Origin of the sequence: Martelella sp. AD-3 (assembly GCF_001578105.1) — a bacterium.
Taxonomy (GTDB): domain Bacteria; phylum Pseudomonadota; class Alphaproteobacteria; order Rhizobiales; family Rhizobiaceae; genus Martelella.
Map to the genome: position 1 here is coordinate 1 of NZ_CP014277.1, position 20,150 is coordinate 20,150.

The 20,150-nt window shown below is 57.8% G+C and carries 16 protein-coding genes and 1 pseudogene; 12 read left to right on the forward strand and 5 right to left on the reverse strand.

The window, feature by feature from the left end; all coding sequences use genetic code 11:
- Positions 1-71: 71 nt before the first annotated feature.
- Both AZF01_RS22510 and AZF01_RS22520 read right to left on the reverse strand, forming a co-directional pair.
- Positions 72-1,422 (reverse strand): annotated as a pseudogene (locus AZF01_RS22510) (IS3 family transposase).
- Positions 1,423-1,620: 198 nt separating this feature from the next.
- Positions 1,621-2,145 (reverse strand): AAA family ATPase, encoded by a 525-nt coding sequence (locus tag AZF01_RS22520; protein ID WP_152534625.1) that lies wholly within the window; start codon positions 2,143-2,145, stop codon positions 1,621-1,623.
- Between the two features lie 214 nt (positions 2,146-2,359).
- On the opposite strand from AZF01_RS22520, the gene AZF01_RS22525 reads away from it, so the two are divergent.
- From AZF01_RS22525 to AZF01_RS22570, 10 genes are all read left to right on the forward strand, one after another.
- Positions 2,360-3,283 carry an ArdC family protein gene (locus AZF01_RS22525; protein ID WP_036238132.1) on the forward strand — a complete coding sequence of 308 codons (924 nt, stop codon included), beginning with the start codon at positions 2,360-2,362 and terminating at the stop codon, positions 3,281-3,283.
- A gap of 439 nt (positions 3,284-3,722) precedes the next feature.
- A complete protein-coding gene (locus tag AZF01_RS22530) occupies positions 3,723-4,019 on the forward strand; it encodes a DNA-binding transcriptional regulator (RefSeq protein WP_024709696.1) in 297 nt (98 codons plus the stop codon).
- 142 nt (positions 4,020-4,161) lie between these two features.
- Positions 4,162-6,279: a ParB/RepB/Spo0J family partition protein gene (locus AZF01_RS22535; protein WP_197489684.1), complete on the forward strand. Its 2,118-nt coding sequence runs from the start codon at positions 4,162-4,164 to the stop codon at positions 6,277-6,279.
- 126 nt (positions 6,280-6,405) lie between these two features.
- Positions 6,406-6,963 carry a hypothetical protein gene (locus AZF01_RS22540; protein ID WP_024709694.1) on the forward strand — a complete coding sequence of 186 codons (558 nt, stop codon included), beginning with the start codon at positions 6,406-6,408 and terminating at the stop codon, positions 6,961-6,963.
- A 60-nt stretch (positions 6,964-7,023) separates the two neighbouring features.
- A complete protein-coding gene (locus AZF01_RS22545) occupies positions 7,024-7,284 on the forward strand; it encodes an antitoxin (protein ID WP_024709693.1) in 261 nt (86 codons plus the stop codon).
- Positions 7,281-7,685 (forward strand): type II toxin-antitoxin system VapC family toxin, encoded by a 405-nt coding sequence (locus AZF01_RS22550; RefSeq protein WP_024709692.1) that lies wholly within the window; start codon positions 7,281-7,283, stop codon positions 7,683-7,685. The genes AZF01_RS22545 and AZF01_RS22550 overlap by 4 nt, the downstream gene beginning before the upstream one ends.
- Before the next feature lie 25 nt (positions 7,686-7,710).
- Positions 7,711-8,337, forward strand: coding sequence for a hypothetical protein (locus AZF01_RS22555; protein ID WP_051424147.1), 627 nt, complete (start codon positions 7,711-7,713; stop codon positions 8,335-8,337).
- Positions 8,338-8,504: 167 nt separating this feature from the next.
- Positions 8,505-12,863 (forward strand): strawberry notch family protein, encoded by a 4,359-nt coding sequence (locus AZF01_RS22560; RefSeq protein WP_051424146.1) that lies wholly within the window; start codon positions 8,505-8,507, stop codon positions 12,861-12,863.
- On the forward strand, positions 12,860-13,906 hold the full coding sequence (locus AZF01_RS22565) for a toprim domain-containing protein (protein WP_156484763.1): 1,047 nt from the start codon (positions 12,860-12,862) through the stop codon (positions 13,904-13,906). Before AZF01_RS22560 ends, AZF01_RS22565 begins: the two co-directional genes overlap by 4 nt.
- A 273-nt stretch (positions 13,907-14,179) precedes the next feature.
- Positions 14,180-15,100 carry a DUF2493 domain-containing protein gene (locus tag AZF01_RS22570; protein WP_024707754.1) on the forward strand — a complete coding sequence of 307 codons (921 nt, stop codon included), beginning with the start codon at positions 14,180-14,182 and terminating at the stop codon, positions 15,098-15,100.
- A 62-nt stretch (positions 15,101-15,162) separates the two neighbouring features.
- Here the strand turns inward: AZF01_RS22570 and AZF01_RS22575 are convergent, their stop codons facing one another.
- The 3 genes from AZF01_RS22575 to AZF01_RS22580 form a co-directional block, all read right to left on the reverse strand.
- Positions 15,163-15,624, reverse strand: a complete 462-nt coding sequence (locus tag AZF01_RS22575; RefSeq protein WP_244435541.1) for a DUF736 family protein — start codon at positions 15,622-15,624, stop codon at positions 15,163-15,165.
- A gap of 190 nt (positions 15,625-15,814) precedes the next feature.
- Positions 15,815-16,147, reverse strand: coding sequence for a hypothetical protein (locus tag AZF01_RS24175; protein WP_152534507.1), 333 nt, complete (start codon positions 16,145-16,147; stop codon positions 15,815-15,817).
- 126 nt (positions 16,148-16,273) lie between these two features.
- Positions 16,274-16,867, reverse strand: coding sequence for a L,D-transpeptidase (locus tag AZF01_RS22580; protein ID WP_244435540.1), 594 nt, complete (start codon positions 16,865-16,867; stop codon positions 16,274-16,276).
- A gap of 132 nt (positions 16,868-16,999) precedes the next feature.
- Between AZF01_RS22580 and AZF01_RS22585 the strand changes: the two genes are divergently transcribed.
- Positions 17,000-18,097, forward strand: a complete 1,098-nt coding sequence (locus AZF01_RS22585) for an IS630 family transposase (protein ID WP_024707196.1) — start codon at positions 17,000-17,002, stop codon at positions 18,095-18,097.
- Between the two features lie 820 nt (positions 18,098-18,917).
- The gene (gene repA / locus AZF01_RS22590) at positions 18,918-20,123 is read left to right on the forward strand and encodes a plasmid partitioning protein RepA (protein ID WP_024706734.1); all 1,206 of its coding nucleotides are present in this window, start codon (positions 18,918-18,920) and stop codon (positions 20,121-20,123) included.
- The last annotated feature ends 27 nt before the right edge of the window (positions 20,124-20,150 follow it).

Genomic DNA, 20,150 nt, shown 5'->3' on the forward strand with positions numbered 1-20,150 from the left:
CCGTCGTCGAATGATTATGGACAGAATGGGGTCTGGCTATCAGGAGAGATTGGCTCGTCTGATGTGTTGATTTAAGCCGCGTTTGCGTGGTGTTGCAAGCGTCGGTTTTGAATGGTCTGTGCTTGATCCTCTTTCGCTGTTTCAGGATTTCGTCTCCTCTGCCGAAGTAGACATCCGCCGGTGTGAGGTTGCCGAGGCTCTCGTGGTATCGGCGATTGTTGTAATGGTCGATGAATGCGCCGATCTGCGCTTCAAGGTCTTCGGGGAAGAAGTAATTCTCGAGCAGGATCCGGTTTTTCAGCGTCTGGTGCCAGCGCTCGATCTTGCCTTGGGTCTGCGGATGACCGGGCGCGCCGTGAAGCTGCTCCATCTTCCTGTCCTTCAGCCAGTCCGCCAGGTCTTCGGCGATGTAGCATCCGCCATTATCCGACAGAAGCCGCGGTTTGTGCTCCACCTTGACGCTGTCGCAGCCGGATGCAGAAAGCGCAATGTTCAGCGTGTCGGTTACATCACCCACCTTCATGTTCGTGCACAGTTTCCATCCCACGATATATCGGGAAAAGTCATCGAGGATGGTGGACAGATACAACCAGCCCCAGCCGATCACCTTCAGATAGGTGAAATCGGTTTGCCACATCTCATTGGGGCGAACGGTCTTGTCCCTGAATTCATTGTCCGCCTTGACGACAATGAAGGCTGGCGAGGTGATCAGATCGTGCGCCTTGAGCAGGCGATAGACGGACGCCTCTGATACGAAATAGCTTTTTGTGTCGGTGAAGGTCACCGCCAGTTCGCGCGGGGAGAGCTCCGGCTCTTCAAGCGCCAGCTCTATCACCTCGTCCCTGATAGTATCGGGAATGCGGTTCCATACCCGTGACGGGGCGGATGAGCGGTCCTCCAGCCCCTCAACGCCAAAGCGCTGGAAACGGTCATACCAGCGGTAAAAGGTCTGGCGGGGAATGGCGAGCTGCTCCAGTGTCTTCTTCACCGGCAGGTGCGATTGCTCGACCAGCCGGATGATTTCCAACTTCTCGGATGCGGGGTATCTCATTCTTCTGCGTCCCCATCCCCGATCATGCTTTTTTTGAGCAGGCGCAGCTCCAGCGTCTGCTCGGCCACGACCTCTTTCAGATCGCGTGTTTCCCGACGTAATGCCTTCACCTCATCCGTCGTTGCGGCCCGAGCCGTATCGCCGGCCAGGCGCCGCTTGCCGGCCTCGAGAAATTCCTTCGACCAAGTGTAATACATGCTTTCGGCGATACCCTCGCGGCGGCAGAGCGCGGCGATACTGTCTTCGCCGCGCAGGCCTTCCAGCACAATGCGGATCTTTTCCTCGGCCGAATAGGATTTGCGTGTGGCCCGGCGGATATCCTTGATCGCCTTGTCTGCCGTCGGCTTCTGCTGCCCGGATTTCTGTCTCATCTTCGCTTCCTTTGCGTGCGCTATGATGAGCCAAAACCCTCCCTTATCCGTTAAGCCAGATCTGTCTCAAAGGCGTTGAGACGGAACAGTCGCTATGCTAAGGCTCCTGCGGCTGCATTTGATCGCTGTCCGGACCTGTCGCAAATTCCCGCGATCCTGGCCGATCCGATGCGTAGTGTCGAGCCATTGTGACAAGCTTTATCGCAAAGCCCCTTCGGATGTCCGCTTCGCCCCTCCCTCCAACGACCGCAAGAAGGCCCCAACCTCCGAGCGGCTGCACAGCCTCAACTTCTGCAACGGATGCTCCTCAAAAAAGCGCTCGTGGGCATCGAAGGAATTCAGGTGGTTCTTCCGAAGACGGTAGCCGCGCGTATATTCCAACAGTTCCTCGAACTGCTCCTCAGTTCCATCACCCGTTTGGCCTCGTTGCAGGAGGTTGGAAATGCACTCATCGTCGGAGATATCGAGCCAAATCAGCGTTGTCACACGTGGAAGCACTTGCCGGATGATCGAACCGTAAATGCCCTCCATGACCCAAGAACTGCTGTCCACAGCTCGGGCCACCAATCGGTCACGCTCGTCGCGCGGACGCTCGCCGGCAAAATTCGGCATCCAATGGAAGTCGTCAAGGTGATGGGCTGAGTATTGCAGCCCGTGGGCCAGCTGGGTGGCCAGCCACGTCTTGCCACTTCCGCCGTTCCCCATGATGAAAATTCTGTCCATCAGCCGTCTCATGTTCTCGTGTGTCGATCCATTGCGATAAAGATTGCACATCGGTCATCTCCGGATGAACGGCATCTAAGACAGGCAAGATAAGGCGGATCTATCCGAACTGGAACCTTCGTCCTGATGCCAAAAAAGATAGAGGCATGTGTGAGCCCGGTGAGCGGGCTCAAAAGGAAGAGAAAGTTGTTCCGGCCTGCTCGAAAAAAGGAGCATGAGCGTGACCAGAGAAAACACCGGACCCGATATCTATCAACTCGTTACTGATAGGATTATCCAGGCAATCGAGGCAGGTACTCCGCCCTGGCAGAAGCCGTGGACGGGTGGCGCCGGCTTTGCGGGCTTCCCGCGCCGCTCAAACGGGGAGTTCTATAAAGGCATCAATGTTGTCATCCTGTTGTGCATCGCTGCCGAAAATGGATACAGATCGAGCTATTGGCTGACCTACAAACAGGCAAAGGTCATGGACGCCCAGGTTCGCCGAGGTGAGAAGTCCGCTCCCGTTGTCAAATACGGCACGTTCGAAGTCGATGACCCCGATAGAGGCGAAACTGTCGTCCGGCCATATGCGCGTGGCTATCGCGTATTTAATGCCGATCAGATCGACGGTCTGCCGAATTACTTTTACGGCGCTGACCCGGACGAACCGCGCGATCTCGGCACAGAACCCAATGTGGAGCTGGATCGGTTCTTCGCCGCGACCGGTATCGAGATACGAACGACTGATGAACCTCAGGCGTTCTATCATCTTCTCGATGACTATGTGCACATGCCACCAATCGCAACGTTTCACTCAGCCAGCGGATACTATGCCAGTCTCGCTCATGAAATGATTCACGCGACCAGTCATAAACGCCGGCTTGATCGCGATCAGAGATTTACCCGCAAATCAGAGTTGGCCTTTGAGGAGCTTTGTGCCGAGATCGGTTCCGCCATGCTTTGCGTTTCACTCGGGCTGGTCCCTGATTTCGAACAGTCTGCGGCATATGTCGAGAGCTGGCTGCGATCACTGAAGGACGACAAGAAATTCATTTTCCGGGCCGCCAGCGAGGCGCAGAAGGCGGTCGATTGGATGCATGCGCAGCGGGCACAGAATGAGGACGAAGGCGAAACCTCCATCGGAAGCATTGCGGCTTGATCGCTTGACGCCTGAGAAGACAGTACGGTTCAGCCGTACTGTCTTCTTGTAAAAGGTACGGATAGCCCGTATATAAAGCGCATGCATACAGTTATCGAAACGCCCGCTTATCTGGCATCGGCCAAGGACGAAAATGTGTCCCGCGAGGAATTGTCCGCGATCATCGATCATTTCGCCCAGGACCCCGACGCCGGCGACATAATACCGGGAACGGGCGGGGCTAGAAAACTCAGGTTTGCGCGGCCAGGGATGGGAAAGCGCGGCGGATATCGGATTATCACATTTTATGCAGACGCTGATATTCCCGTTTTTTGCTCGACATCTACAGCAAGTCGTCTCAGGCGAATTTGAGCAAAGCGGACCGGAACGAAATGAGGGCGATTTTATCGGCACTGCCTGATGAATTTCGCAAGCAGGCAGGAAGAAGGAGCACGAAGAAATGAGCAAAGCAGGTTCGAGAATGTTGGAAGGCGCGCGGCAGGCCCTTGCTTATGCCTCCGGTGAAGCCGATGCTGCGGATTATGGTATCCATATTCCTGAAAAGGTTGATGTTAAAGCGATCCGCAAGCGACAGAACCTTTCGCAGAAAGTCTTTGCGGCCCGCTTCGGCCTTTCAGTCGGACGGCTGCGCGATTGGGAACAGGGGCGCTCGGAGGTTGACCCCTCGTCGCGGGTGCTTCTGACTGTGATTGATCGTGAACCCGCCGCCGTCGAACGGGCTTTGCAGAGGCATTGACCCGCGCGCCTTGCCCGGAATTTTCCGTGGATCAAACGGGCTTCGCCGCCGCGCGAAGCCCGTTTTTTGTTACGGCACCTGCCTCGAACAGGGGTTTCGCCAAAGTGGGGGCCTTGGCTGCGAAATGTCCGCAACGACACTTATGCAACATACGAAAGAACAAAAAACAACCAAAACGTTGATTTTGCGAGCTGTGTCGGTTTCACTGATCGATAGAGCAAGAGTTCAGCGAAGCCCGGTTGCCGGGCTTCCAAAAGGAGAGAAAGTCTTTCCTCCCGGCCGATACCGGAGAACAACAATGACCTCGAACGACATCAAGATCATCCCCGTCAGGCAGCTCGCGCTCAGCCCGCTCAACGTTCGCAAGACCGAGGCCGGCCCGGCCGCCGATGCGGAGCTGAAAGCCTCGATTAAGGCCGACGGCGGCATCAAGCAAAACCTGCTCGTCTATCCCGCAGGCAAGAACAAGTTCCTGGTCCATGGAGGCGGTCGCCGGCTGAAGCAGCTGCAGGCGCTGATCGAAGAAGGCGCGCTGCCGGGCGACACGGCCGTGCCCTGCAAGGTCGAGACCGAAGAGCAGGCTATCATCAGCTCGACCACGGAAAACGTCGTGCGTGCCAATATGCACCCCGCCGACCAGTATGAGGCCTTCGCGGCGATGATCGAAAAGGGCTATAAGGCCACCGAAATCGCCAATCAGTTCGGCGTGACCGAAAACCTCGTGCAGCGCCGCCTCAAACTGGCCGAGGTCGATCCGGTTCTTCTCACGGCTTTCCGCAACGACGAGCTCTCCCTGGATGCGCTGACGGCGTTCACGATCTGCAAGGACCGGAGCCGTCAGGTCGAGATCTTCGAGCAGCTCAAGTCTATCTATCACGGCATCAACGCCTATCAGGTTCGCCACCTGGCTACGGAGGACGAAGTGTCGGCGAGCGATAATGTCGCCCAATTTGTCGGCGTCGATGCTTATACGGCCGCCGGTGGAACGGTACGCAGGGATCTGTTTTCCGAAGCGGACGATGTTGTTCTCGAAGATGTTGCATTGTTGCATCGTCTGGCGACCGAGGCATTGAACGCGGAGGCGGAGAAGCTGACGGGAAAGTGGAAATGGGTCGATGTGCATCTCTCGGTCACCTATGACCAATATATGCGCTATGGTCGCGAATACCCCCTCCCCGTCGAGCCGGCCCCTGAGGATCAGGCCAAGCTCGATGCCTTGAACGGCGAGATCGAGCAGATGGAGGAGATCGGCGAGGAGGCCTGGACCGACGAGGTGCAGGCGCGCTGGGATCAACTCCATAACGATCTGGAGGCGCTATCCGCAGACGTGAAGCGGTCGGAATACACCGATGAACAGCGCGCCCGGGCAGGCTGCGTTGTGTCCATCGATCATCGCGGAGCGTTGAGGGTTGAGACCGGTCTGGTGCATCCGGACGACAAGCGGCAGCAGGTTCGCTCTGGCGGCTCTGAAACGATGTCGGCCGAAGAAAAACGCAAGGAGGCTGGCGTGTCGAATTCGCTTTCGGCGGATCTGCGTGCGATCCGGCATCAGAACCTGCAGGCCCACCTTGCCAGCGACTATCAAACTGCCTTCGACGCGATGCTCTATTCGATGATCGTCCGCCTGCCCATCGCCTATGCCGCCGCGCCGATCGATATCTCGATGCGTCAGGCGGAGGTCTTTAAGAGCCGTGAATATCTGGAGGATACGGTCGCGGCTGCCATGCTTGAGGAAATCAAGAACACGCTCGACCTGTCGTGGATCTCGCTCGAGAGTCCGCAGGATTTCATCACGATGTCGGCGCTGCCGATGGAAAAGAAGCAGGCGCTGTTCGCCTGGGCGACGGCGCAGGCTGTTCAGCAGCAATTGGCCAACGACGACCATAGCTCGCCGGTTCTTGAGGAGATCGGCCGCCGTTGCAGCACTGATGTTGCATATTGCTGGCGTCCGGACGCGAAAAACTACTGGTCGCGCGTGCCGAAAAAGCATGCCCTTTCCGTCGCCGCGGAGGTTATCGGTCAGAAATGGGCTGATGAGCGCCGCGACTTCAAGAAGGATGCGCTGGCCGCCTCGATGGAGACAGCTTTCCGGGAGGGGGCTGACGAACGGGTCGGCATCGATCCGGAAACGGCCAAGCGCACCGCGCGCTGGCTGCCCGAGGGCATGGCCTTCGAGAGCTCTGATGAGCAGCCGCAGGGCGAGGTCGAAAACCCGGAACCCGATGTGCTGCCGGCGTTCCTGAAAGCCGCCGCTGAATAGATTCCATCACCACCAGGTCTCCGGGGGACGGTCGCTCTCAAGTTAGAGGGCGGCCGTCTTTTCCGTGAACGGAAAACAAGAGCGAGAAAGTTGTTTTCTCCGCCGTTCGATACGGAGACAAAACCCATGCGAGCTTACAGACCGAAACGAGAAGACTTCATTCCCGAAGGTGCTGACGTGCGTTCCGATCCGGAATCCGATGCCGTCGCCTATCTGTTCGAAAACCGCGGCAGGCTCTGCGCCAAGTTGTTCGTCGGCAAGCGTGCCCGCCCCGACTGGCATTACTGGTTCAAAAGTCCGGAAGCGCGCGAGAAGCGGATCCAAGAGGGCTTCCAGGACCGCCGAAGGATGCTTGCCAGCAGGACGCGCTATCGGCCGTCCAATGCCGGCATCGAGATCGGCCATATCTTCGTTGCATCCTGGGGCTATGATCAGACGAACGTCGATTTCTGGCAGGTCACAAAGGTCATCGGCAAATCCATGGCCGAGGTCCGGCCGATCGGATCGCTCGACGCGTCGAGTGAAAACGAGGCGCCGTTGACCGAGCATGTCGTTCCATATGCCGATCACTTCATCGGTCCTGCCCGGCGCGTCAGAATCTCCAATAGTGGCTTCAGCCCGGAATCCTTCATTCATGCCCGTTTGTGGGATGGAAAGCCGTGCTATGCTTCGCACTACGCTTGAAATCTCAGATCCGGCCTAGTATATGCGTCTGTATATACAACATTTTGACAGGAGGTTATCATGCCCCAGCCCCAAGCGTCCGAAGCACGTGAAGCCAAGTTGTTTCGCAACAACAAGAGTCAGGCGGTTCGTATCCCGGCCGATTTCGAACTTCCGGGCGACCGTGTGCTGATACATCGGGAGGGAAGCCGACTTGTGATCGAACCTGCCCCAAACAAAAATCTTCTGGACATTCTGGCGCGACTGAAGCCGCTCGGCCCTGATGACCAGCTTCCCGACGTCGATGAGACCCTGCTGCCAGCAAGGAAAATCGACCTTTGAGCCGCCTTTACATGCTCGACACGAATATCGTGTCGGATCTCGCGCGTAATCCGGCCGGCGCCGTCGTCGGCCATATCGCTGATGTCGGGCAGGATACGATCTGCGTCAGCATTATCACCGCGGCTGAGCTATGCTATGGCTGCGAACGCAAGGGATCTGCCAAGCTGACAGCCCAGGTCGAGGCCATTCTTGGCGGCATGCAAATACTCGCATTGGGTGCGCCAGCACATGCCCGGTACGGCCGCATCAGAGCAGGCCTCGAAGCAGCCGGTACGCCGATCGGTCCAAATGACCTGCTGATTGCAGCCCATGCCTTGGCTGTCGATGCTGTGCTGGTAACAGCCAATACGCGCGAATTCCTTCGGGTGCCCGGTCTCCAGGTTGAAAACTGGCTGGACTGACAGCCCGTTCTTTGGCGCCGCCTCAATGTTCGAGGGCGGCGCTTTCGCCGTGTATCTGAACAAGGAGCACGGCATGTTTGAACTGCACCGCGAAACAGTCAATGACAAGACACTCCGGATCATTCCCGACCCCGATCCGATGAACCCGCGTGTCGAGTGCGACACGCTGGGCACGATGACCTGCTGGCATCACCGCTATAACCTTGGAGACAAGCACAGCTATCGCAACAATCAGGAGCTGTTCATCGCTCTTGCCGATTATGACGATGAAGCGCCTTTCGATCTGAAAGCGATCGAAAAGCGCGCTCTGCGTAACGCGATCTTCCTGCCGCTCTACCTCTATGATCATAGCGGCCTGACGATGAACACCACTGGTTTTTCCTGCCCGTGGGACAGCGGCCAGGTCGGATACGTTTTCGTCACGATCGACGGCGCCAGGACTGAATTCAGCGCCAAGCGGCTATCCTCAAAAATGCGCGAGCGCGCGCTCGACATTTTGCGGGCGGAAGTGGATGTCTACGATGCCTATCTTCGCGGAGACTTTTGCGGCTTTGAGATTTTGGGCGACGCCGACGATGTTATCGATTCATGCTGGGGGTTTTCAACAATGGCTGACTGCCTGACGGAAGCGCGTAGCGTGCTTGCCGCATAGGCATCGGCCCAGATCGACAAGTCAAAAGCCGTCCGAACAACCGGGCGGCTTTTTCTATGTTGCGGTTTGCCTTCGAAGCCAAAAGCAAGAGGGGGACCGGGAAGGTTTGAACCTTCCCAGGACAGAGAAAGGGGAGGTCTCAACCGTCAACCAAGCCGGAGATCCCCATGACCATCGTCGAAGCCGTTACGACCGGAACCCCCGTCACCGATGATCCTGCCGCCATTTTGAACGCAGCCAGGATCTTGTTGCCGATCCTCGAAAGCGGGACCAGCATCTCGTCATCTGCGTTGCGAGACGCCATGGAGCGAGCATCAGGCGGTTCCGATACGGACGGAACCTGGCTGTGGAAGCACGCCTATGAGGCCGCCGAATGCGCCCAGGTTCTGTTCCTGCAAAAATACGGCGCCACCATGTGCAAGCAGGCGAAGACGCCGCAGCAACTGGTGACGATGTTCGAGACCATCGCCAGCCTGTCGCCGAGCCAGACGAACCGTTCCGATGAATCTCAGGCCCTTCAGCAATTTTCCACTCCCCTGCCCCTGGCGTTCGCCGCCGCGCGTGCGGCGGCGATCACCGCCGCCGACCTTGTTCTCGAACCATCGGCCGGCACGGGACTTTTGGCTGCTTTCGCCGCCATGGCCGGCGCAGACCTACATCTCAACGAGATTTCGCAAACGCGCGCTGCCTTGCTGACTGAGCTGTTCGCCGGATCAGACGTTACCCGCCATGATGCCGGCACAATCCATGACCGGCTCAACCCGTCGGTCGATCCGTCGGTCATTCTCATGAACCCGCCCTTTTCGGCCGCCCCGGGCGTCACTCGCCGTTACAGGGCCGCGACCGCGCATCATTTGCGCTCTGCCCTCGCCCGACTTCGCCCTGGCGGCCGCCTTGTGTTGATTTCCGGCGCTTCCTTTACGGCGCAGTCGCATTCGTGGCGCTCGTTTTTCGACGACCTGCAGCAAGCGGCTTCAGTTGTCTTCACCGCTTCGATTTCGGGCAAAGCCTATGCCCGGCATGGCACGACCGTCGAAACGCGCCTGACCGTGTTCGACAAGGTGCCGCAGTCGGTCGAACCGCTGGAGTTCGCGCGCTGCGAAACCGCGGGCGAGCTGCTGGACATTGTGGTTGAGCACTGCCCTGCCCGGTTGGCAACGACGACTTCCTCGACAACGCCGCATCCTGCTCCGCCCGCAGCTGCCTTGGCACAGATTCGCGCCAAGGCACGCGCGACCGCTAAAACCTCGACAGCGCATCCCCTGGACAACGCCGAGATCTGCGACGTTGCCTATCAGGCCCGCGACGACATGAGCGCGGGCGGTCAGGGCTCGGATGAAATCTATGAGCCCTACGAGGTTCAGACGATCGCGATTGATCACGCCAAGCCGCATCCCGGCGAACTGGTCCAGTCGGCCGCCATGGCGTCCGTACAGGCCCCGCTTCCTTCTTATCGGCCCCGCCTTCCAGCGCAGCTGATAGCCGATGGCGTCTTGTCAGCCCCTCAGCTCGAAACCGTGATCTATGCCGGCGAGGCCCACGAGACGTTTCTGAAAGGCACTTACGATGTGGTCGATGACTTTGCGTCGATCCAGCCCGCAAAGGCCGAAGCCAGCGCCTTTTCTGTCGAAGCGCTGCCGGAGGACGCCTCGAAGACCGTCCTGAAAAGTACACGGTTCCGGCGCGGTTTCTTTCTCGGTGATGGCACCGGTTGCGGTAAGGGTCGACAGGTTGCCGCCGTTATCCTCGACAACTGGCTGAAGGGCCGTCGCAAGGCCCTTTGGATTTCCCGCAGCGACAAGCTGATCGAGGATGCCCGGCGCGATTGGCAGGCGCTCGGTGGCGCGCCCGCCGATATTATCCCGATCTCGAGCTTTCCCCAGGGGCGGCCAATCCCGGAGCAGCCGGGCATTCTGTTCGTGACCTATGCCACGCTGCGCAGCCAGGCCAGGCAGGACAAGAAAAGCCGCCTTGCTCAGATCCTCGACTGGATCGGTCATGACTTCGATGGCGTCATCGCGTTCGATGAGGCCCATGCAATGGCCAATGCCATTAGCGCCAAAGGCGAGCGCGGCGAACGCAAGCCATCGGAGCAGGGTCGCGTCGGGCTTCTCCTGCAGAATGCCGTTCCGAGCGCGCGCGTGCTCTATGTGTCGGCGACCGGAGCCACAACGGTCAGCAATCTGGCCTATGCCTCACGGCTCGGCCTTTGGCAGACCGGCGACTTTCCGTTCAGCACGCGGGCCGATTTCATCGCCTCCATGGAAGACGGCGGGATCGCCGCCATGGAGGTGATTTCACGCGACCTGAAGGCGCTTGGCCTCTATACGGCTCGCCTGCTTTCGTTCAAGGATGTCGAGTATGAGATGCTCGTACATGAGCTGACCGAGGCACAGACCGAGATCTATGACGCCTATGCCAACGCGTATCAGATCATTCACCAGAACCTTGAGAAGGCGCTGGAAGCCGTCGGTATCACGGCGGACGGAGCAACGCTTAATCCGCGCGCCAAAAGCGCCGCGCGATCGGCGTTCGAGGGCAACAAACAGCGGTTCTTCAACCATCTGATCACCGCGATGAAATGCCCTTCGGTGTTGCGGGCGATCCAGGCGGACATCGATGATGGTCATGCGCCCGTCGTCCAGATCGTCTCGACCGGCGAGGCGCTGATGGAGCGCCGTATCGCGGAAATCCCGCCATCGGAGTGGAACGACCTCAATGTAGACGTGACGCCCCGCGAATATGTGCTGGACTATCTCAACAGCTCCTTTCCGACCCAGCTATTCGAAGCCTTCGAGGACGAGAACGGGGAACTGCGCTCCCGCCCGGTTCACGATGCAAACGGCAATCCGGTTGTCAGCCGGGAAGCGCTCGAAGCGCGTGATGAGCTCATCGAGCATCTTGGCGCCTTGCCTCCCGTTCAGTCGGCGCTTGACCAGATCATTTGCCATTTCGGGACCGAACAGGTGGCCGAAATCACCGGCCGCTCGCGCCGGATCGTCAAGACGCGCGACGGGCGCATGAAACTGGAGCGCCGTCCGGCATCGTCGAACTACTCCGAAACCGATGCGTTCATGGGCGACAGCAAGAAAATACTGGCATTCTCGGACGCCGGCGGGACCGGCCGTTCATATCATGCCGATCTTGCAGCGACGAATAGGCGCAAGCGTGTCCATTATCTGCTTGAAGCCGGATGGCGCGCGGATGCGGCCATTCAGGGGCTTGGACGCACGCACAGGACCAATCAGGCGCAACCGCCCTTGTTCCGCCCCTGTGCGACCAATGTGAAAGGCGAGAAGCGGTTCCTGTCCACGATCGCACGTCGCCTCGACAGTCTTGGCGCCATCACCAAAGGTCAGCGCCAGACTGGCGGTCAAAATATGTTCCGACCGGAAGACAATCTGGAGAGCGACTACGCCCGCGCTGCATTGCGCCGGTTCTTCAGCCAGCTCTATGCTGGCAAGATTCCGTCGTGCTCGCTGACGAAGTTCGAGGAGGTGACCGGTCTGGCGCTGACCGATCATGACGGGTCGCTACGCGAAACCCTGCCCCCGATCAGCCAGTTTCTCAATCGCTGCCTGGCGCTCACGATTGCTATGCAGAACACGGTGTTTGAAGCATTCACCCAAATCCTCGACGGGATCGTCGAAGAGGCGATTGAGGCTGGCACCTATGAGGTCGGCCTTGAGACGCTCACGGGTGAACGCTTCATGGTCAAAAAGCGCGTGCCGATCTACGAACACGGTCACAGCAAGACCGACATCCTGACGATCGAGAGGCTGACCCGCAACAAACCGATGACGCTCGACGATGCGCGCCGGTTCATGGAGCGTCAGCCTGACGCCCAAACCTATCTCGACAAGAAGACCGGCGACGCTGCCATTGTTATCCCATCGGCGACCTGGTTCACCGAAGCGGGCGATCCGATCCGGCGTGTGCAGTTGATCCAGCCGATGTTTAAAAAGGCGATGCACCGATCGAGGCTGGCGGATTCCAGCTGGAAGCCCGTCGAGCGCGCTGCGTTCGAAAGGGCATGGGCAACCAAGGTCGAGAGCATCCCGCAATTCGACACATCGACGATCACGATTGTGGCCGGCCTTCTGCTGCCAATCTGGCAGCACCTTCCACAGTCCAACACGCAGGTCTACCGCCTCATTGCCGAGGACGGAGAGCGTGTTCTCGGCCGCATGCTGACCCATATCGATGCGGTCAATCTCGCGGCTCAGCTTGGCGTTTCGGATGCCATCAAGCTTGATCCCGAGGAGGTGCTGCAAGCCCTCCTCATTGGCAATGCCCAATTCACATTGTCCAATAAAATCAAGCTTCGGAGGTCGAAAGTGATGGATCGCCACCGCATCGAGATGCTAGACTTCAAACCGGGGGATGTGAAAGCTTTCAAGGCGCTTGGCTGCTACACGGAGACCATCGCATGGAAGACACGCCTTTTCGTTCCGGACGACGAAAGCGTTCTCGCAAAAGTGCTGGAAGGCACGAAGATCGTCGCAGTCAGGGAGAGGTGGACATGATTTCTGCCTCCCAACTTTCCGATCAGCTCGCTGCGCGAACCGAACAGTTCTGCCGTACCTATCTGCCCGCCGGTCGGCGGGCGGGCAACTATTGGCAGGTGGGGAACAAGTACGGTGACCCCGGTAGATCCATGGCCGTGCGTCTTCAAGACGCCGGCACGCGCAGAGCTGGCAAGTGGGCCGATCGTGCGACCCATGAATATGGTGATCTTCTCGATCTGCTGGAGAGTATCGTCGGGGCAGGCAGTTTTTCCGAAACCTGCAAGGAAGCCCGCCGTTTCCTGAATCTCCCGGAGGTGTCGGCTGATCTTGGGCGAGCCGGGAACGATCAAGAGAAGCCACCCTCCAATTTCGATCAGGTCGAATCCGGCCGAAAGCTCTTCTCCTACGGCAAACTGTTCAAGGATACGCCCGTAGAGCGCTATCTGCGCGGGCGAGATATCAGCCGCTTCGGGCCAGCCCTCAAGTATCATCCCCGCGTTTTCTTCCGCGATGAGGACGGTCAGTCCCGGCAGTTGCCTGCCATGCTGGCGGCCGTGACGGATAATGACGGCGTGGTCATGGCATGTGCGCGGACCTGGCTCGATCTGAAAAACAACTCTGTCGCGCGCATCGCCGAACCCAAGCGGGTTTCGGGCCAGCTCTACGGCAACGCCGTGCGGTTTCACTCAAGCAAGGCGGGCGGTGACATCATCGCCGGAGAAGGCATTGAAACAGTGCTGTCCATCGGCTCGGTGTATCCGGGCGCGGAGCTGGCAGCCTGTCTGACGGCAACGCATCTGTCTCTGTTCGATCCGCCATCGAGCTGCACGCGGCTGTTCATCGGCCGCGACAACGATGATGCCGGCGAACTGGCAAACCGCCAGTTGCGCAGCCGGGCCGAAGAACGAGGCATCGAGGTGGTCGATCTTGTGCCGACGCTCGACGACTTCAACGACGATCTGCGGAAGTTCGGCAGGCAGATCCTGCGGGAAAACCTCAACCGGCAGATCATGGCGGCGATCACCAGGCCGGTACCATGGGCCAGTCTGCGCATGCCATAACGGTTGGCCGGCGTGCGGTCTCGCCTGACAAGTCGTTTTCCGTAGCGGCTTGTATGGCTTTGGCGATGAACCGAAAGCCGACCGCAAAGGCGGCTGGCAGGACAAAGGACAACCCCGCCTCTCAACAAAAGCGGTTTCCACCTTCGGTGGACCCTCCCCTTTTCTTTTCGGTTGGGGTCCAGCGCTTGCGCTCGGCCCTACGGGTGTCAGCCCTGCCCTTTCGGTTCTTTTATCGCCCCATACAAACCGCAAGGAAAACGAGAGGACGAACCGATGAACGCCTACACAACCGAAGTTCAGCAGCCGCAGAGCCCGACCGCGCACCTCCTCCAAGAAATCGCCCTCTTTGGCTACCGCCCGAACGGCGATGAGCACGACTACCGCCCTCTTCCCAACGCAGAGACTGTTGAGATCGGTGTCGCCGGCATATTCGAAAGCCTCGAAACCATGTTCACCAACACCCGGCTGGAAGACGAACTGTCCGAGGTGCTGTGGGCCGTCGCCAATGTGTTTCACCGCCGTCTGACCCGAGCGCAGAAGAAGCTCGATGACAATGAAGCCGAACAGCGAAGCTTGATCGCTGTGCAGGATGGCAGTGAGATCAGCAGCGTCGAACTGGAAAGGAAAGCTGCCGAAGGGGATACGCTGACTGAAATGCGCAATGCCTTCGAGGCGATGCGAGATCTTGCCGCGGATCACTATAGGGTAAGCGTCGGCTGTGAATGGCTACCGCGCACTGGTTCAAAGACCTCGTTCAATGGGCTTACCGCAGCGGTTATCGACAGTCGCGACTATCTCGCCAGGAAGCGCCACGAAGAGAAGGAAATCTATTGCCCGACCGGCACCAAGATCGCGTTCACGGGCGGCGCCGACTATCAGGACCACGAGACCATCTTCCATGCTCTCGACCAGACGCACAAAAAGTACCCGGATATGGTTCTGATCCACGGCGGTTCGCCCAAGGGGGCCGAGCTCATCGCCGCCAAATGGGCAGAACTTCGCAAGGTGGCGCAGGTGGTTTGCAAGCCCGACTGGACCGCGCACCGCAACAAGTCCGCGCCCTTCAAGCGCAACGACAAGATTGTCGAAATGATGCCCAAGGGGATGATCGTCACGCCCGGTAATGGCATCAACCAGAACCTGGCCGACAAGGCACGCAAGGCAGGTATTCCGCTCATGAAGGTCGGCTTCTAGGCCGATCTTCATCCCCTGAAGCAAAGGGCCAACGCCGAAGCGCCGGCCCTGGATTTGGCTGTCTAATCGCGCCAGAAGATCACTGACATGAGCTTGTCATCGATCTCGCCCGGATACTTGCCAAGATTTGCCCGCACAGTGCGTCCCGGCATATGCACCGACATCTGAAAGTACTCCTGACCCTGTTCGTTCTTACGCCGCCAAACTGCCCCGATCTCCACCTCCCGGTCTTTCGGGGTTTTGCCGTAAACGCGATATGCAGGTGAGCCTTCATTGTTGTTGTCAAGTTTGACGCCGCGAATGTCTTCGTCAAACTCAAGCGATGCGATATTGCCTTCGAATGTTTCCCGCGTTGCGTCAAACTGCACGTAGTTCAAGCGCTCCATATTCTTCATTTCTTGCTCCGTCGATTGCGTTGTTTTCAACGGTCCGCCATGGGCAAGGCATCCATTCCTTTTCCCTGGAAAACCAAGTTTTCCGGGGGCAAAGGAGGGAGGGCGCTGCCCGCCCGACGGCTTTTTCATTCACTGTCATGACACATCTGTTGAGGTGGTGCGGCCGCAGGCGAAGCCGAGGCACGGTTCAACAGATGTCATCTGCCTTGCAGATGCTTGGTCATTGACAGCGAAGGGAAAAGATGGCGGCGGACTTCGAGACAAAGCCGCAGCCAATTGGCCGCGACCTTATTGCTGGAAGCACTTTGCGCGCGCTTGTTTAAACCGCGGTCGCCGTATCAGACGTCGTCGCGATGTTTTGAGAAGAAAGAGGCAGGAATGCGACTGTTCGTGGATCATCGGTCAAGTCTGCTTCGAACGGGCCGCCTGGGAGTGACACGCGTAAATGCAGATATTCATTCCCAGTCGCGTCGAAGCGTTTTCCGATGCCGCCGATCGCGACTTTTCGGCCGCGCGGTGAATACCCGAACATCTGGAAGTTATAAGGTCCCGACGGTTCGCCAATGATATGATACAGCGTACCGTTATGATGAATTTCACCCTCAAGGCCAGCTTCATTGGTAAAGCGAAGAAAATTGCGTGCTTGAGGCATGATGTCGTCCCGAATTTGATGCATTGCAGAGGTGTACTACACCCTTTAATCAATCGGCTAAATTGCGGAGTGTCAACGAATCCTGAGCATTTGATGACAGTTTTCACTAAGACTTTCGTATCAATTCTAACGGACGACGACGTGGGTGCCTACGCCTACACGATCATATAAATCAATGGCATCGCTGTTGAGCAGGCGGATGCAGCCACTCGAAACTGACTTTCCAATCGAAGACGGATCATTCGTGCCGTGAATACGATAGAGCGTGTCGGTGCCATCCTGGTAAAGGTATAGGGCGCGAGCGCCGAGCGGATTCGTCTCGCTGCCGGGCAGTCCCGTGGCTATAGGTGCGTTCACCTTTGGACGGTCGCGTATCATTGAGCTCGTTGGCGTCCAGGTCGGCCATTCGGCTTTCCTCCCAATGACAGCCTTTCCCGAAAAGTCATGGCCTTCTCTGCCGACTGCCACGTTGTAGGCCAGCGCCGTGTCGGCCTCCTGGACAAGATAGAGCTTGTGGTCATCCGGCTCTACGATGATTGTTCCGGGCGGTTCTGTTGTCTTGAAGCTAATCAGCGATGGCCCGCCGCCGCTTTTCTGCTGGTCGGCATCTATTGTCACTTCCGTCGAAGGATCCGCGACGCAACCGAGAAGAAGGAAGACTATGACTAGGGACGCCAGTGCTCCCGTAATCTGAATTGGTTTCGGCATTTCCAGCTGCATCGCCTGCATTGAGCGAAAAGGACGGCCATGGTGTTATCATGCGCGATCCCAATGACTAGTGTCACTAGTCACCTGGAACAAAAGTAAGTCACATTTTGTTGACCTTCTGTCACAAGAGCAGGAGTTTGGTTTATGGTTGGCAGACAGGCTGCCCTCGTCGTTCTGAGCGAGGCTGATAGAAATTTCCTCGAATCTCAGGTGCGCCGGCATAAAGCGCCACGCTCGTTGTCGGATCGATGCCGGATGGTTTTGCTTTGCGCGCAAGGCCTTCAAAGCAAGGATGTTGCCGAACGTTTGGGTGTTCACGAGCACACGGTTGGGAAATGGCGTCGCCGGTTCGTACAGGATGGCATTGAGGGGCTGACAGACGAATACCGGGCAGGTCGGCCACGCACTGTCTCCGATGCCAAGGTTGCTGAGGTTGTCGAACGCACGTTGAACACGACGCCCAGGGACGCCACGCACTGGTCCATCCGTTCAATGGCGGCCGACAGCGGGCTTTCGCACACCACCATCCGGCGGATCTGGACAGCATTCGGCCTGCAACCGCATCGTGCCGAGACATTCAAGCTTTCCTCCGATCCGCTCTTCGTTGACAAGGTGCAGGATATCGTCGGCCTTTATATGGCGCCGCCGGATCGGGCGATCGTGCTCTGCGTGGATGAGAAATCGCAAATCCAGGCATTGGACCGCGAGCAGCCGGTTCTGCCAATGGCGCCGGGCGTTGTGGAACGGCGGACGCATACTTATGTCCGCAACGGCACGACGTCTCTGTTTGCCGCGCTCGACATTGCCACCGGCGCGGTCATCGGTCATTGCTACAAGCGGCATCGGGCCACCGAGTTTCTTGACTTTCTGAAACGGATCGATGCCGAAATGCCTGATGGGCCGGACGTGCATCTGGTGATGGACAACTATGCAACCCACAAGACGCCGAAGATCAAGGCCTGGCTTGCGCGCCGCCCGCACTGGCATGTTCACTTCACGCCGACGTCGGCGTCCTGGATCAATCAGGTGGAGCGGTGGTTTGCAGAGCTGACGCGAAAGCAATTGCAGCGTGGCGTCCACCGTTCTACCGCAGAACTGGAAGCCGACATCAACGCATTCATTGAAAGCCACAACGAAAACCCAACCCCATACAAATGGGTCAAATCCGCAGACCAGATCCTCGCAGCCGTCAAGCGTTTCTGCCAGAAGACAATGAACCGAACTTCAGATTCACGTGACTAGCGTCATGAAGTCTGACAGCTTGGCCTTCGCCAGTCTAGGCGACGAGGTGGCGAAGCGCACCACTTTTCCAGGATTTTGAGGTCGGTCCAAGCGATATGTGAAAAGCCCCAAAAGCTCTCCCCACGCGAGAGAACGCGCCCGGCTGCGCGGGTGACGTGATGCCAGGCGGTCTGCTTCACGGCAGAGAATTATGGCGCATGTGCTACGAAGTCGCCCGAGCGTTAGTGTGGTGAAGGCCCTATGCTCACTCCGAATGGGCTCGATGCCCACCCGGCTAGCCCTCAGATCATAGATGCACTAATTTGCGTGTGGCTTTGGTCCAGAGCACATGGCGGTGCTCAGTTCGTCCACTCGAAATTTCTTAGCATCACTGCGAAGCCGATTAAAGGTAATCGTCATTTGCTACGGCGCCACCAGTCATCTCATCTGCCAGATATCTTGTGCTGGTTTGTACGATCTCCAACAATCCCGTGTGTCATTCCCAATAACCTCCCTTCTTCGAAATGTGCTCCAGACAGACTCGTGCGATTGCCAGCCGTAAAGAATGGGATTATTGTTAGAAAAAATAGTGAGTTACTGGAATTTTGTCGTTACGCTTCCGGTTGATCCGTGGTTAATTGATTTACGTGGCTCGACACTCGTTAGGCTGGCTGACCTAAACGGCATTCACTTCGTATTTTGCCCGGCGATGCGTTAATCTCTCGTTAACTAAAAATACCTTGCACGTTCGACGAATCGGTCCATACTAATAACGCTTTTTCATCAGTAACCGTATAAAAAGCGCTCTTAGAGAATTAACCGAGTCGATGGCAGTGATTCCTTGACGACACAGTCTGTTGCAAACACCGGCAAATCCGATTTTGCCGACGAGATCCTTGATCAGGGAAAGCTTATCTCGGATAAGCTCGACCTGCTGCGCATTGAGCAGTTCCCCCCGAATGCACAGAAGGGACTGCGGCTGTTTGGCATTGCCGAGGTTGCGGAGTTTCTCGGCGTCACCCAGAACCATATCAAGAAACTGCACTTAGAGGGCAAGGGCCCCTCCCCCGTCGTTTCAGCCTCCGGCCGCCGCTCGTATTCGGCCGAGCAAATCCTAGAGTTGCGCCGTTTTCTGGACAAGAATGGCCGCTCCGACAAGTTTTATGTGCCTCATCGTCGACCAGGTGACGATCTGCAAATTCTCTCCGTGGTCAATTTCAAGGGCGGTTCGGGCAAGACCACGACCACGGCTCACCTCGCCCAGTATCTGGCGCTGACCGGCCACCGCGTGCTGGCGATCGACCTCGACCCGCAGGCTTCGCTCACTGCGCTGCACGGTATCCAGCCGGAGCTCGACAACTCACCGTCTCTGTTCGAGGCGTTGCGTTATGATGACCAGATCAAGCCAATCAGCGAGATCATACGCCCGACCAACTTTCCCGGACTCGATATCGTACCGGCAAATCTCGAGCTGCAGGAATATGAATATGAGACACCGCTTGCCGCCACCGACCGGTCGTCTCAGGAAGGCCGACTTTTCTTCACCCGCCTCACCAGGGCGCTGAAGGAGGTTGAAGCCGATTATGATGTCGTGGTGATCGATTGCCCGCCACAACTGGGTTACCTCACCTTGACGGCGCTGACTGCGTCGACCTCAGTGCTGATTACCGTGCATCCGCAAATGCTCGATATTCTGTCAATGAGCCAGTTCCTGCTGATGCTGGGCGGCATTCTTGATTCAATTCGCGGCGTAGGTGCCAGCGTGAAGCTTAACTGGTTCCGCTACTTGGTGACCCGTTATGAGCCCACAGACGGACCGCAGGCACAGATGGTCGGCTTTATGCAAGCGATGTTCGGGAGCAGGATGCTCAAGAACCACATGGTCAAGTCCACAGCCATTTCCGATGCAGGTATTACCAAGCAGACGCTCTACGAGGTCGAGCGTGTACAGTTCACGCGAACGACCTATGACCGTGCGATCGGCTGCCTAAACGACGTCAATGGAGAGATTGCCGAACTCATCCACCAGGCATGGGGACGCAAGTGATGTTGCCAGCCGTACGAACAGAAGTTT

Bases quoted from the DNA above. Each gene is read 5' to 3' on its own strand.
- AZF01_RS22520 (WP_152534625.1), bottom strand. From the start codon at position 2,145: ATGGACAGAATTTTCATCATGGGGAACGGCGGAAGTGGCAAGACGTGG.
- AZF01_RS22525 (WP_036238132.1), top strand. From the start codon at position 2,360: ATGAGCGTGACCAGAGAAAACACCGGACCCGATATCTATCAACTCGTT.
- AZF01_RS22530 (WP_024709696.1), top strand. From the start codon at position 3,723: ATGAGCAAAGCAGGTTCGAGAATGTTGGAAGGCGCGCGGCAGGCCCTT.
- AZF01_RS22535 (WP_197489684.1), top strand. From the start codon at position 4,162: ATGCAACATACGAAAGAACAAAAAACAACCAAAACGTTGATTTTGCGA.
- AZF01_RS22540 (WP_024709694.1), top strand. From the start codon at position 6,406: ATGCGAGCTTACAGACCGAAACGAGAAGACTTCATTCCCGAAGGTGCT.
- AZF01_RS22545 (WP_024709693.1), top strand. From the start codon at position 7,024: ATGCCCCAGCCCCAAGCGTCCGAAGCACGTGAAGCCAAGTTGTTTCGC.
- AZF01_RS22555 (WP_051424147.1), top strand. From the start codon at position 7,711: ATGTTCGAGGGCGGCGCTTTCGCCGTGTATCTGAACAAGGAGCACGGC.
- AZF01_RS22560 (WP_051424146.1), top strand. From the start codon at position 8,505: ATGACCATCGTCGAAGCCGTTACGACCGGAACCCCCGTCACCGATGAT.
- AZF01_RS22565 (WP_156484763.1), top strand. From the start codon at position 12,860: ATGATTTCTGCCTCCCAACTTTCCGATCAGCTCGCTGCGCGAACCGAA.
- AZF01_RS22570 (WP_024707754.1), top strand. From the start codon at position 14,180: ATGAACGCCTACACAACCGAAGTTCAGCAGCCGCAGAGCCCGACCGCG.
- AZF01_RS22575 (WP_244435541.1), bottom strand. From the start codon at position 15,624: ATGAAAAAGCCGTCGGGCGGGCAGCGCCCTCCCTCCTTTGCCCCCGGA.
- AZF01_RS24175 (WP_152534507.1), bottom strand. From the start codon at position 16,147: ATGCCTCAAGCACGCAATTTTCTTCGCTTTACCAATGAAGCTGGCCTT.
- AZF01_RS22580 (WP_244435540.1), bottom strand. From the start codon at position 16,867: ATGCAGCTGGAAATGCCGAAACCAATTCAGATTACGGGAGCACTGGCG.
- AZF01_RS22585 (WP_024707196.1), top strand. From the start codon at position 17,000: ATGGTTGGCAGACAGGCTGCCCTCGTCGTTCTGAGCGAGGCTGATAGA.